13 protein-coding genes and 1 pseudogene are annotated in these 13,263 nt (G+C 60.7%); 12 read left to right on the forward strand and 2 right to left on the reverse strand.

Annotation, left to right across the window (positions count from 1 at the left end; translation table 11 throughout):
- Positions 1-192: 192 nt before the first annotated feature.
- Entirely contained in the window at positions 193-1,251 is a 1,059-nt protein-coding gene (hisC, locus tag FYJ43_RS01200; RefSeq protein WP_326833300.1) for a histidinol-phosphate transaminase, read from the forward strand.
- 3 nt (positions 1,252-1,254) lie between these two features.
- On the opposite strand, the gene FYJ43_RS01205 is transcribed toward hisC, so the two are convergent.
- Positions 1,255-2,133, reverse strand: coding sequence for a patatin-like phospholipase family protein (locus tag FYJ43_RS01205; RefSeq protein ID WP_154561251.1), 879 nt, complete (start codon positions 2,131-2,133; stop codon positions 1,255-1,257).
- Between the two features lie 82 nt (positions 2,134-2,215).
- Between FYJ43_RS01205 and FYJ43_RS01210 the strand changes: the two are divergent.
- The 11 genes and pseudogenes from FYJ43_RS01210 to FYJ43_RS01260 form a co-directional block, all read left to right on the forward strand.
- Positions 2,216-2,284 (forward strand): annotated as a pseudogene (locus FYJ43_RS01210) (GNAT family N-acetyltransferase); the annotation flags it as partial.
- 73 nt (positions 2,285-2,357) lie between these two features.
- Positions 2,358-3,014 (forward strand): hypothetical protein, encoded by a 657-nt coding sequence (locus FYJ43_RS01215; RefSeq protein WP_154561253.1) that lies wholly within the window; start codon positions 2,358-2,360, stop codon positions 3,012-3,014.
- 392 nt (positions 3,015-3,406) lie between these two features.
- Positions 3,407-3,880 carry an SAF domain-containing protein gene (locus FYJ43_RS01220; protein ID WP_154562074.1) on the forward strand — a complete coding sequence of 158 codons (474 nt, stop codon included), beginning with the start codon at positions 3,407-3,409 and terminating at the stop codon, positions 3,878-3,880.
- Complete coding sequence (locus FYJ43_RS01225) at positions 3,880-4,698, forward strand: hypothetical protein (RefSeq protein WP_154561255.1); 819 nt, start codon at positions 3,880-3,882, stop codon at positions 4,696-4,698. Before FYJ43_RS01220 ends, FYJ43_RS01225 begins: the two co-directional genes overlap by 1 nt.
- 275 nt (positions 4,699-4,973) lie before the next feature.
- Positions 4,974-6,170, forward strand: coding sequence for a CpaF family protein (locus FYJ43_RS01230; protein WP_195839880.1), 1,197 nt, complete (start codon positions 4,974-4,976; stop codon positions 6,168-6,170).
- Entirely contained in the window at positions 6,161-7,042 is an 882-nt protein-coding gene (locus FYJ43_RS01235) for a type II secretion system F family protein (protein WP_326833216.1), read from the forward strand. Before FYJ43_RS01230 ends, FYJ43_RS01235 begins: the two co-directional genes overlap by 10 nt.
- Positions 7,035-7,937: a hypothetical protein gene (locus FYJ43_RS01240; RefSeq protein WP_154561261.1), complete on the forward strand. Its 903-nt coding sequence runs from the start codon at positions 7,035-7,037 to the stop codon at positions 7,935-7,937. Before FYJ43_RS01235 ends, FYJ43_RS01240 begins: the two co-directional genes overlap by 8 nt.
- Before the next feature lie 63 nt (positions 7,938-8,000).
- Positions 8,001-8,216 carry a hypothetical protein gene (locus FYJ43_RS01245; protein ID WP_154562078.1) on the forward strand — a complete coding sequence of 72 codons (216 nt, stop codon included), beginning with the start codon at positions 8,001-8,003 and terminating at the stop codon, positions 8,214-8,216.
- 68 nt (positions 8,217-8,284) lie between these two features.
- Positions 8,285-8,593, forward strand: coding sequence for a TadE/TadG family type IV pilus assembly protein (locus tag FYJ43_RS01250; protein ID WP_326833217.1), 309 nt, complete (start codon positions 8,285-8,287; stop codon positions 8,591-8,593).
- A complete protein-coding gene (locus FYJ43_RS01255; RefSeq protein ID WP_326833218.1) occupies positions 8,590-9,093 on the forward strand; it encodes a TadE/TadG family type IV pilus assembly protein in 504 nt (167 codons plus the stop codon). The genes FYJ43_RS01250 and FYJ43_RS01255 overlap by 4 nt, the downstream gene beginning before the upstream one ends.
- Positions 9,090-11,825 carry a LysM peptidoglycan-binding domain-containing protein gene (locus tag FYJ43_RS01260; protein ID WP_154561263.1) on the forward strand — a complete coding sequence of 912 codons (2,736 nt, stop codon included), beginning with the start codon at positions 9,090-9,092 and terminating at the stop codon, positions 11,823-11,825. The genes FYJ43_RS01255 and FYJ43_RS01260 overlap by 4 nt, the downstream gene beginning before the upstream one ends.
- 41 nt (positions 11,826-11,866) lie before the next feature.
- Here the strand turns inward: FYJ43_RS01260 and FYJ43_RS01265 are convergent, their stop codons facing one another.
- The gene (locus FYJ43_RS01265; RefSeq protein WP_326833219.1) at positions 11,867-13,210 is read right to left on the reverse strand and encodes an MFS transporter; all 1,344 of its coding nucleotides are present in this window, start codon (positions 13,208-13,210) and stop codon (positions 11,867-11,869) included.
- Positions 13,211-13,263: the final 53 nt, after the last annotated feature.

Genomic DNA, 13,263 nt, shown 5'->3' on the forward strand with positions numbered 1-13,263 from the left:
CCGGTGGGTGAGACGGGTGCCTGAGACTGTGTGGTAATTCGGTTGCGGACGCTTGGTGTTGCTGCCTACGGTGGCAGCGGAACCAATAAGGAACCGATTTACCACCGCAATGTCGGATGCCGCCAGACGAAACAGCGTCAGCCGGGGCGTCAGGGTGTGAAAGAGTTCCCGAAACGACGATGGGAGGACGACGTGGGCCAGGGCCGACGCGATGTTGTTCAAGGACTTCCGCTCTACCAGCAAGGTGCCGCTGTCGGTGAGGGGGCCGTCAAGCTGTCGTCTAACGAGAACCCTTTCGAACCACTGCCGAGCGTCGTCGAGGCGGTCTCCCAAATGTTGTCGGGATTCAACCGGTACCCGTCAATGGGCGCTGAGGATGTGCGCACGGCCATCGCTGAGCATGTTGGCGTGGACATGCGCCACGTGGCCGTCGGGGCCGGGTCGACCGAGGTTGCCAGCCAACTCATGCATGCCCTGTGTGGTGCTGGTGACGAGGTTGTCTTCCCGTGGCGCTCCTTCGAGGCCTACCCAATCCTGACCCAGGTTGCCGGGGCCACCCCTGTCCCGGTGCCGTTGACGAAGGATCTGCGTCACGACCTTGACGCTATGGCTGACGCGATCACCGATCGTACCCGACTTATCTTCCTGTGCACCCCCAACAACCCGACGGGAACAGTCCTGCACGCCGACGAAGTGGAGGAGTTCTTAGCGAAAGTGCCGCAGGATGTGGTTGTCGTCATGGATGAGGCCTATTGCCATTTCAACCGCGACACTGACGCCGTTGATGGGCTGGCCCTTCTCGATGGTCATCCCAATGTTGTTGCGCTGCGCACTTTCTCCAAGGCCTATGGGCTAGCGGGGCTGCGCATCGGTTTCGCCATCTCCAGCATCGAGATCAGTGACGATCTGCGTCGCGTCGCCACGCCGTTTACGGTGACGTCCTTGGCTCAGCAGGCCGCCATTGCATCCTTAGCTGTCGAGGACGAGCTCAATGAGAGGGTCGACCGAATTGTCGCCGAGCGCATCAGGGTTTTTGACGAACTAACCCGTCAGGGCTGGCCAGTTCTGCCGTCCCAGGCGAATTTCCTCTGGTTGGCCACGGGTGACGACACCGATCGGATCGACGGGGTGATGGTTTCCCACGGCGTTTTTGCACGCTGCTGGAGCGGCGAGGGAATTCGTGTGTCAATCGGGTCTCCTGACGAGAACGACCGTGCAATCGAGGCGCTATCCCAGGCCATCAAGGGCTGAGGCTCAGACTCCCAGGAAGTCCCGCCACTGCGGCAGCTCGGAGTTCACTTGTGCCATTCCAAGAGCGTAGGCCTGACGCAGTTTGGTAACGTTCTTTTCCTTATTGGTCACGGGCATAACGCGTGGATAGAAGACGTAGGCCTTCCCGTCTGCCTCAAGGTCGCGCAACATCTCGCGGGTGGCGTTGTACCTGGCCGGTCGAGTGATGATGGCTTCGGCGACGGCAGGACGATGCCTAAATAATCGCCGAAGCGTTTGAGGACGTTTCACGTCGTTTTTGACGTAGTCGCGAGGTCGGGTACAGACGACGAAGAACCGGTCGTAGCCGTCGAGGCGGGCGCCGTCGATGGGAATACCCCCAGCTTCCCCCAAGGCTCCGTCGACGTATTCGACACCATTGATGGTTACCGGAGGCATGAATCCGGGCATGGTTGAGGAGGCGCGCACCCGCACCATGAGGTCATCCATTGTTGCGACGTCCTCGCGGGTGAACCATTCCTGCTTGCCGTCGCTGGTACGGGTAGCACCAATGCGGAAGGCTTGGCGCGACGCGCGGAACGTGGCGAAGTCGAAGGGGAGGGCCTGGTGGGGTTCGGCGGTGCGCTGGTAGATGTATTCGGCATCGAAGTAACCACGTCCTGCCAGCCAGGTACCAAGGTTGCCAAATCGGGGGTCCGCGGCGAAATCCGTGAAGCTCAGGCGGGTCCTTTCAGGATCACGGGAAATGTAGTTTGCGGTGAGGCTGGACCCGGCAGAAATACCGCATACCTGCGGGAACTCCCAGCCTAGCCCGAGCAACTTGACGACGACGGCGCTGGTGTAGGCGGCGCGCATGCCGCCGCCTTCAAGAACCAAAGCTGTACCGTCTATAGAAGTCGTCATAGGTCCCAGCCTGCCACGTGGTGAGTTGTTGTGGACAGGTAAAGTCAAGGGCGTGACTCCACCGCGCGGTATTTCTCCTTGCGATGGCAGAATGGGTCATTGTGTCAATGCCGTCGGATATCGGGAATGTGGCAGGATCCCACAGACATGATCGTGGCAGGGGCGTCGCTAGAGCCCAGTGACCATGGCTTTGCTGCGTGACGACGTGTGATGGAGGTGAGGACATGCGCTGCGACATGGTCGCGTGCGTCGTGCTGGCTTGCGCCCTGCTGCCTGGGTGCAGCACCCTCACACCTCTCACGGAACAACAGGCAACTCCGACGGTTGCACGAACAACTCCGCGAGGTACTGACGCGCACCCGGCCTGGGCTGTTCCAGTAACGCGAGCAGGCAAGAAGCTGGGTCAATTTGGTGATGACCGCATTCGCATTGAGGTGGAGCAAGCGGCAATAGTGAAGGCGCCCGAAGACTCCGTCATGGTGGATCCGCAAGATGGTACTCCCGTGGTGCGCAAAGGGTCATCACTCGTACTGGTGCGCTACATCGTCACCAATGTGTCACAGTCGCCACTCAACTTGGGGTTGGGGACGGTGACGATTACTGCTCGTTATCCAGACTGGAGTTGGCGTCAGCCATTGGTGTCAGTGCCGGCTGCCGAAGCTGATGCGACGTATAAAGTCGTGACGACCCCGTTTGCTCGCGGGACGGCGCGGCCACCATATGTGCTCGGGCCCGGTGAATCTTTTATGGTCGGCGCGAATTATCCCTACGAGACTGCTGAGCAACTCGATGTGACGGCCGACGTTATCGTCTGTGACACTTCGGGCGCGGTGGATCCTGGGCTGGGATGGACGATCAGCGGTGAGGTCCATCTGATCTAGTTAGGCGTGGCTGACTATTGCGTCCATCAGCGACGACTGGCCTGGCGTCTACAGCTAACGCAGGCGGTTACGATCGCGGTAAGCCCGATATCCCCACAGTTGTCCACAGGTCTTGTGGATAACTGTGGACAGCATGTATTGGGCGTGTGGTGTGTGGCACCCCGATTTCGATGTCCACAGATATGCTGTGCATCTCTTGTAGCCCATATCAGCTGCCGCATAGTTTCGCCGCTATGTCCGTGACTGCGATACCTGCTCGCGCAGCGACGCCATCTCCCCGCCTTCGACGGTCGCCGCGCCTCATCGTCATCGGGGTGTTATGTGCGTGTCTAGGCGGGCTGGGAGGAGCCGTCGCGTGGCACCGCGCAACACATGCCGACCAAGTTCTCATTATGACGCGAGCGGTGGGGCAAGGAGACGTTGTTCGCAGTACCGATATTGGCTTGACATCGGTGTCCGTCGATCGGGCCGTGGCAACAATCCCAGCCTCTCGGCTCGACGAGATCGTTGGTCGTCATGCACTGGTCGACTTGTCACCGGGGCAACTTCTCGGGTCTCGCTCGGTGGGAGAACTGCGCGTGCCGTCAGGGCGGGCTCGGGTAGGTCTGCGACTTGCCGCCGGACGCCTGCCTACTGTCTCCTTACCCGCTGGAGCCCACGTCACCGTGGTAGAAACCAGCCCTGACAAGGATGCAGGACCCGTGTCGAATCTCTCAACAGTTGATGCGGTAGTCGTCGCAGCTCCCAAAGCGACGAGTGATCATGGCAGCTGGTTGGTCGATGTCGAGGTCGATTCGAGCAATGCTGCCCAGCTGGCAGACCTCGCCTCCCTCGACCGCATTGCCATCGTCGAGAGGGGTCAGTGATGTCAATCATCATGCTGACTAGCCCGGGGGGATCTCCTGGCGTGACGACGACCGCCCTCGGTCTGGCGCTGAGCTGGCCACGTGACGTCATCCTTGTCGACGCCGACCCGTGCCCCGGTCACGTGGTCGAATCGGGGTATCTCATGGGACGCGTTCCGCCGCGCTCTGGGCTCATCGGCTTGGCCGCAGCGTGCCGTGACGGCGCTGATCCAGTCCAAGCGATGTGGGAGGAAACCATCGAGCTTCCCCACGACTGTGAAGATCGGATGGTGGGGCTCCTCAGCGGGTATGGGCACCTTGGACAAGCCTCCCTCATGGGACCGGCGTGGTCGAGCCTTGTCAGCGCCATGATCGAGCTCGGGCAGGCAGGGGTTGACGTCATCGTTGACGCAGGACGATTAGGGCCAGAAGCCCTGCCGGAAAGTCTCGTCGCTCGCGCTTGCCTCATCGCAATCGTGACAGGATCACGGCTGCGTCAATTGGCAGGTTTGTCCATGCGTAGCGAAGAGGTGGAAGCATTATCGTCGGCGACCACCGGTGCTGTAGGGCTCGTCATTGTTGGCCCAGGCCGTCCTTACAGTTCTCGCGAGATTGGCCGCCAATTTGGCCTCCCGGTGTTCGGAGATGTCGTCTTTGACGCTCATGCGGCTGCGGTGCTGACTGACGGAGAACCTGCGAAGAAGCGTTGGGCGCGCGGGCGCTACGCCACGAGTGTGCAAGGTGTGGCGCAATCAATGCACGAGATGGCCCGTCGAACACATCAAGCCATCGCTGGACCCGAACTCCTCAGCGCGTCAACAATGGACGTGGCGTCATGACGATTGATCAGACCCCTGCGGCTAGCCGATATAGCGCTCCCGTAGCCTCCGTCGAGGATGAGGCCGATCTTGCCGATCTGCTGTCGCGCATGTCCCCATCGCCACACGTATCTGCCACGATGGCCTCCCCCCGTGTCACCCCGCGGCGATGTGAGACCAATGTCGATTGGCGCATCGTCGTTGCGCTGCGGCGCACAGCCTCTGAGCGCATCTCGTCGGAACGGGCCTCTCATCGAGAGCGCACTGGCGTGGACCTGAGTGGCGATGATGTGCGGATGCTTGGTCGGTCGATCGTACGGCAGGCCGTCGAGTCCCATGCCGAAAAACTGACGAACGAGGGTCAGGCCTTGTGGAGTACGCAGACGAAGGACGCGTACGTCCGCGCCGTGATGGACGCCATTTTCGGGTACGGACGCCTACAGCCTCTTTTCGAAATCCAGGACGCGGAAAACATTGAAATTAACGGCTGTGACCGGGTCTACGTGCAATACGGGGATGGGCGACGCGAACCCGGCCCTGCTGTAGCTGACGACGATGCTGAGCTCGTTGAGGCGATTCGGTTCCTCGGCGAGTCTGCCAACCCGCCTCGGCCCTTTGATGACGCTCACCCCACTATGACGGTGGCGCTGGGATCCCAATATCGCCTCCACGCTATCGGGTTTGGATTGTCCTACCGGCCGTCAGTCGTCATTCGCCACCACACTCTGACGAGGGTGACGATTGACGACCTCGTCAGTACTGGAATGATGCCCCACCAGGTTGGGGTCCTGCTGCGCGCGGCTGTGCTGGCGCGCAGATCTATCGTTATCGCCGGAGATCAGGGGGCAGGCAAGACGACCTTGCTGCGATCTTTGGTCGACGCCATCCCTGCTACCGAGCGTTTTGGAACTCTTGAAACTGATTACGAACTGCTCACCCACCTCAATCCTGATCGCGACAATATGGTCGCTCTGCAAGCCACCGTGGGGCTGGGCGAGAAGGTGGACGGTCACTCTCTGGGCGAGTTCACAGTCGCCGACCTGATCCCGGAGGCGCTGCGCCAGAACCTCTCGCGCTTGGTGGTCGGTGAGGTTCGCGGCGTCGAAGCAGCTGCCATGTTCGAGGCTATGCAGGCTGGTGCTGGAACAATGAGCACGACGCACTCCCATTCGGCCACCTCGACCATGGACCGGTTGGCTGGCCGGGTCGCCATGGGCGGGGTTATGACGATCGAGGAGGCCTATCGGCAAATTGCGCACAACATAACGTTCCTCGTGCACGTCACCCTGGTCGACGACACGTGGCGCGGAGGCACTCGAACCCGTCACATCACTGAGATCCGTCAACTTACCGGGGCGCTAGAAAATGGACGGCCAGTCACACACCTCACATATGCCGCGCCGTCGCCCACTAGTCCAGGTGTCTTCCACCCGGATCCCGCCCTTGTCGCCGAGCTGTCTCGTTACGATCCGGAGGTGACGAGGTGGGTATGAACACGGCAATCGTCGCGCTGCTTGGCAGCCTCCTCGTCGGGGGAGTGATCATGGTGGGCGTGGGCGTCGCCCCGATTCACCAGTTATCCACAACGCCATCCACAAGCATGTGGACAACAGTGGACAAGTGGTTCTCCCGGCTACCCCGCCGCAGCCGCGTTCATGGTCTCACTGGTCTGGGAATCGGCGTCGCCGGCTATCTGGTCACGGGGTGGGCCGTATTGCTGGTGATCGTGCCGGTACTGGCCCTCGTCGTCCCCGCGTTGCTGGCTGATCCACCCCGTCGCGACCTTGACGCTATGCGTGCCATGGAGCGGTGGGTCCGTGTGGTTAGCGGGTCGGCATCGACGGGTAAATCCGTTATTGACGCTATCCGGGCGACCCGCCGTCAAGCCCCCGAAATTCTTGTGGAACCACTGACTCGGGTGGTAGCTCGGCTCGATGCTCGGTGGGATACCCGATCTGCGTTACAAGGCCTTGCCGACGATCTCAACAGTGCCGACGCTGACCAGGTCATTGCTGCGATCATGATGGCTGCTGAGCGGGGAGGGACGGGGGCCACCAGCACCCTTGACGCTCTCGCGTCGTCCCTCCAGGAACGCATCCGGGCAGCCCGAGAGATACGAGTCGAGCGTGCTAAACCGCGGGTCGTTGTGCGTCAGGTCAGCATCATTATTGGTGTCGTGTTGGCCGGTGCCCTCATTCTTGGCCGAGAGTACTTGGCTCCCTATCGCACCGGTGTCGGCCAGATGCTGTTGTGCTGCTATGCCGGGCTGTACCTCATCGGTTTGATTGCCCTATACCGGCGTAGCAAGCCACGACGCCGCGCCCGAATCCTTCTTCGACGTGAAGAGGAGGCCGATTATGGCTGAGTCCACCGTCGTCCTCGCCGTCATCTGTGGGGCTTTGCTGGCATGCGCACCGGTCTTGGTCATATCTGGGCGACGCAATGCTCCGTTGAGGCTATCCGACGCTTTGGCGAGACTGTCAGATCATGGCCGTCACGACAACATCGTCGATGACACACCGGAGGGCGGGCGGCTCGAGCGGTGGGGAACGCGCGCCGCAATTCGGTGGCCGCAGGTGGTGAGTAAGCGGTCTCGTCGCACCTTGGTTTTGCAGGGGAGAACGCCTGGAGATCTGGTAGCCGAGAAAGCCATCATGGCTCTGGGGGGAATGCTCGTCCCAGTCGTGGCACGGGCTGTGGCTGCAATCTGTGGGGACACCCTTCCGGTGACTCCGATCGGCCTGGCGATTGTGCTAGCCGTTGTCGGATGGTTCATTCCCGACACTCGGATTAGATCACGGTCCAAAGCAGTGCGCCAGGACGCCGCCGAAGTTGTCTTGGTCTATATCGACCTCGTCACGCTCGCCCGGCTGGCGAATCAGTCAGCTCCGCGGGCCCTCGTCGAGGCCGCGCAGATGAGCGATCATCCTGTCTTGGCGCGTATCCGTACTGCGCTGGAGCGCTCCAGGCTGGAGCAGCAATCCCCATGGGCCGGTCTGGACAGGTTGTCAGAGGATTTGGATCTGCCCGAACTTGCTGAACTTGTTGAAGTATTACGACTCGATGACCAAGGAGCATCCCTTGCTGGAGCGCTGCGTGCTCGGGTCAATGAAATGAGGGATGCTCACCTGAACCAGGAGAAAACCGAGGCCCAGACAATTTCAGAATCACTCACTATCTGGATGGTAATTCCTGTTCTGGTATTGGGCCTTGTGCTAATTACTCCGCCGCTGTTGATCATGGCTGGGGTTGCCTCATGACCACGTCACGCATCATCAACATCAGAAACAGGGCACATGACGTCGCCGGAAAAGCCGGTGCACATGACCAAGGAGGTTGCCATGAAATACGTCAATGCTGTTGCGTCGGTTGTTCTGCCGATAATGGCAGGGATCTCGCCACTCATCGACGACAAACACGACGAACGAGGTCTCAGCCAGTCAACCGAAAACGCCATCTTATTAGTGGGCGCGGTTTCGATTGCAACGGTGGTTGTCACCGTGATCAAAGGATATGTGTCCTCAAACCTGCCAAAGTGACTCCAAGCCAAAGGGGGGATAGGAAACACCGAGAACGCGGAATCTCCGAATCTCTCCAGTGGTCGCTGGTGTGGCCCGTTGTCTTGCTAGTTGTTGTCGCGGTCGTCGAGACCGCGATCATCCTTCAAGCGCGGGCTACTGTCACTGAAGCGGCTCGGGCTGCGGTTCGAGTGCAAGCCCTTCGGGGATCGCACAGTGGTGAGGCCGAAGCTGCTGCGCGTGATGTCGCCCGAGCGTCGAAGGTGACTGACGTCGCCGTCACCGTGAAGACGACAGATTCCCTTGTCAGAGTCGATGTTGAAGGACGCGTCGCGACTCTCTTCGGCACCGCTGTCGCGGTGAAGGGGCATGCCGTCGCCATTGAGGAGGGGACGTGAAAGGTCCTTTTTATACGAAAGCGCTTTATCCTCGCCACTGTCTTAAGCCAGTGTGGTACCGCGAGCTGCGTCAAAGCCGACGCCATGGGCGTCACCGAGGATCAGTTGCGGTTGAAGCCGCGCTCATCTTGCCGGCTCTTCTCATGATTGCTGCCGTGGCTACGGGCGGTTGGCGGATGTCTGAAGTCAAGGCTGACGCTCAGTCGTCTGCTCAGGTCGCCGCTCGAGCCGCTTCAGTGGCCTCTTCAGTTGGAGAGGGCATTGCGGTTGGGCAGCGTGTCGGGTTGGCTGAGCTGTCTGGCACCCGATGCAGCAAACCCGCGATCACGGTAGACGCCTCAGATCTTGCCCGCCCTGTTGGGTCGTCTGGCATGACGTCAGCGCAAGTGAGGTGCACCGTCAGATTGTCTGACCTTCTCATTCCGGGGATGCCGGGAGTCGTCCACGTCGAGTCAATGGCTCATTCCACACTCGACAGTCATCGGGAGCGATACTCATGAAGATCTCGACTATCCGCGCCCGCATACGCGGTGTCTTGGCCATGGTGGCCCTCGCTGCTTTGGTGTTGGGCTCCCCAGCAGCCCTTGTGGCATGGGGACACTTTGATGCCACCACTGTATTGCGCCCAGCAGCATGGCTGACCCCTGACGACGGTTCGATCTTTCTTACTGCCGTGACCGTGATCGGGTGGGTGGCCTGGACGGTCTTTTGCGTCTGTGTGGTCGCTGAAGTCGTCGGAATGATCACTAGTCAGCGTCACCATGTGAAGCTTCCTGGTTTGGGAGCGATCCAGGGAATTGCGGCGGGACTGCTGGTGGCGAGTCTGACGGTTCTGTCACCGTTGACGCGATCGGCTGTCCCGCCCGCTCCGGTGCCGGTTGTGGCCGCAGCGGTCGCCGCCCCGCAGCCTGTCCCTGAGGTTGAGGAAGGTAGCGAGAACGATACGGAGCGTGATCGGGGCGTCGCGACGGTCACAGTCGAGCCCAATGACGATCTATGGACTCTTGCCGAAACCTGGTATGGGGATGGCACCTCCTGGCGACGCATCGCGGCCGCCAACCCTGATGTCGATGTTGATCATCTCGTCGCGGGCCAGAAGCTTGCACTTCCGGGAGTCGTCATGACCGTGCCTTCCGGGCACACGGGTGCCGGTCGACCGATCAGCGCCGAAGAACTCAACGGCATCGGTGCCCAACCGGAAAAGGCCAGAACTCGGACCGTCACCGTCAAACCAGGAGACACCCTCAGCGGGATTGCCCAGAGCCAGTTAGGGGATGCGTCATGCTGGCCCGTCATCTGGCATCTCAACGAGCAGACCATCTCTGACCCTGATCACATCGAGCCAGGCTGGAAACTAGTATTGCCGGATACCTCAGTCGCGGAGACTGCGGTACCGATCCCGGCCACTAACGAGCGAGCCGAGACCCCTGCGGTGACGTTGCCCCCTGAGAACGCCGAGCTGCTGCCTAAGGCGGGTGACGAACCTACGGTCACCGCTACGGACACGGCAGCGGAACCGCAATCACGTGCGGACGAGGTGGTAACCCGGGCTGACGTTGGGCAAGACCCAGCCGAGATACTTCGGACGGCGCTAGCTGGCCTGAGCTTGTTCTTAGCCGGAGGGGTCGCCGGTACCGTCACAGCTCGACGCCAACAGCAACTCTTTACCCGACCACTCGGACGACGCATACCAGAAGTGTCGGGAGATCCACGACGGGCCAGGCGCGTCCTTGACGCCGCCGCAGATCAGATCGACGCGGCCGGCTCCCCGGACGTCGCCGCCTATGACGAAGTCATGACGCCGACTACCGTCGTTTTGGGGACACGTGGCCTCCAGACGCCGGTCCTGGTTGACCTGGCCGACGTCGACGGGGTGCTCACGGTCAATGGCGCACCAGATCTCGCTACGGCGATGGTCGCTTCAATCAGCTTGTCCCTCGTTGCGGCACCGTGGAGCGGAGGTATCGACATTGTTGCTGTGGGGGAAGAGCTCGCGTGGCTGGCGCGCACCGGCAGTGACGACGTGCAGCTCGCTGATGAGGACGAGGTCGTTGAAGGATTGATCGGTCTTCCGGACAGCGCCACCCGGTCACCAATTACCAGGGTTGTTCTTTCGTGCCGACCACTCGATCTTCCCAGCCCAGTATCCCTTGCCGCAGCGGGCATCGTCGTCGTCATGGCAGGGTCAGGAGGCCGTGAGATCACCATCGCTGACTGCGATGATGCGCAGTTCGACGGTCAGCCGTTTACCCCGCAGATCGTCACCGCGCCTATGCGTCGTGCTGTGGTGGATTTACTTGAGACCACTGCTCGGTGTGATACGGAAGCTGCCCCCTGGTGGCAGCCGCGGCGAGGCGGCGTAGAGGGATCTGATCCTCCGCCAGCGATGACCTGCGCTGCGCTGCCACCCAGTGATGCCCATGTGACCGTCGAGGAGGAAACCGTGCTGACGTCATCTATGACCAGTGATGTTGCCCAGCTACCCGTCGCTGGCGGACACGTGCCGTCACCTGTCTTGCGGCTTCTCGGCCCGGTTGATCTGCTGGGGGCTCGGGGAAATCCGCCGACAAAGGCACGACGTCAATGCCTGGAGTATTGCGCTTGGCTGCTATGCCATCCCGGAGCTCGCTCGGTACAGATGGCCGACGCGCTCATGGTTGCTGAGCCGACCCGGCGCTCAAATGTCTCCCGTCTGCGCCGTTGGTTAGGCACTGACGATGCCGGTCATGCCTACCTGCCAGAGGGTTACGACGGCTCACTGCGCTTGGCAGATGCGGTGACGAGCGACTGGGAACGGCTCGAGTTGTTGGTTTCTGGAGGAATATCGGCGGCTCCACTTGCTAACTTAGTGAGCGCCCTCGACCTCGTTCGTGGAGCTCCGTTAGCTGACGCCGCTCCCGGTCAATGGCATTGGGCTGAGGAATGGCGGATCGACATGATCCAGATGGTTCGTGATATCGGGGTGGAGGTGGCCCGACGTGCCATGGAGACCAGAGATATTGAGTTAGCATCCCGGGCCCTGGCTAGGGCTACTGTCGCATGCCCTGAGGATGAGGTGCTGCTGGTGGCTCGCATCAAACTGGCTGATAAGCTCGGCGACCGCGGTGAGGTGGAGAGATTGGTTTACGTGCTGTCTCGTCAGGCGCGACGCCTTGGCGTCGACTTGTCGGAAGAAACTATCACTGTTTTGCAAGAAGTGATGGAAGGTCACGCGCGGGCCCGAGTGGTCTGAGAGCCTCGACGATTAGGTCGGTGACCTCACCGCGTGAGGTATCACTCCTCGCGGGTGCCAGCGGGCAATCCACCGAGGGCGCTGCCCTTGTCGAAGACATCGTCACCGTGGGCACGAGTTGTTAACGCGAAAACCAGGGCCACCACGAGGTACGCCATGGCCAGACCAACGATGTGCGGGCCAGACAAGCCCTGGATCGGCAACACCAACGCTGCCAGTGCTGAACCCGCTACGAACATCGCGTTGTACACCATGTCGTAAGCGATAAACACCCGGCCCTTGTAACCGTCAGAGATGTGAGCCTGGCAAATAGTGTCGACACCGGCCTTCAGAGACTGGGCGAAAAGCCCAATAAGGAAGCCAGCTGCGAGCAAACCCCACCGGTTCGGAATGGCTCCCGGGAAGGCCTGGATGATCGCGGTTGCAAGAAGGAGGGCTATCAGAGCACGGCGCATTCCTAGCCGATGCACCAGCATGGGCATGAATCCCGCTGAGAGCACGAACCCAGCCCCCATAGCTACTGCCCAGACCGTCATGTCTGCCATGGCCCCGTTGATGTCGGATTGCACGTGGAATCGGTTACGGTAACCCAGGATCATCGCCACCGAATACACCCCGAACAGCACTCGTTGAGCGCCGATCAGTGTGAGGGAATGACCCACCAACGGCACCTTACCCAGGTAGTGGAAACCATCCACGACATCTGCGGCTACCGCCCTCATCGTCTGAGAGCGATCCACTAATGGTGGGCCAAGCTCGCGGCGTGAAAACTGTAATCCCAATCCGACTGACACCGCGAACAGGGCAGCAGATATGCAGAAGATGATCGTATCGGCGTGATGTACCGGCATGTGGTGGCCTGCGATCATACGTACCGCTGCAGCAACGACCGCACCGATCATGAGCCCTAGTGGGCCGATCGTTGGCATGATCGACGAGGCCGTCAGGTAGTCGCGTTTGTCGATGGTGTATTCCAGCCCAGCCACCAAGGCGGTCAGAAGGAATCGGTTGAGACTCATTGCAATGAGCAAGCCGGTAAGCAAAGCTAGGTGAGAAGGTTTATCCCGCGCACCATTCCAGACCAAGATCCCTAGTCCGATCGCAATTAGGCAACGCAAACCGTCGGTGTAAACAAGAATGCGCTGACGCGACCAGCGGTCGAGAACGACGGAGACAAAGGGGCCGATGATGCTAAAAGGCAGCAAGGTGATCGCCAACACCATGGCTATCGACCACGCGTCAGGTTGCTGCTCGGGGGACAGAAGAACGTACGAAGCCATCCCGACCTGCAGGGTGCCGTCAGCTGCTTGGGTGGCTACACGAACCCCAAGAATCTTGCGAAAGTCGCGGCGTCGCCACAGGTGGCGCAGGTTCTGCCAGAACACGTGGTCTCCTTCGGGCCGGCCTGTAACGATCCTATGGGGTGAACGGGAAAGAT

It is taken from the genome of Cutibacterium porci (assembly GCF_009696315.1).
GTDB classification, from domain to species: Bacteria; Actinomycetota; Actinomycetes; order Propionibacteriales; family Propionibacteriaceae; genus Cutibacterium; species Cutibacterium porci.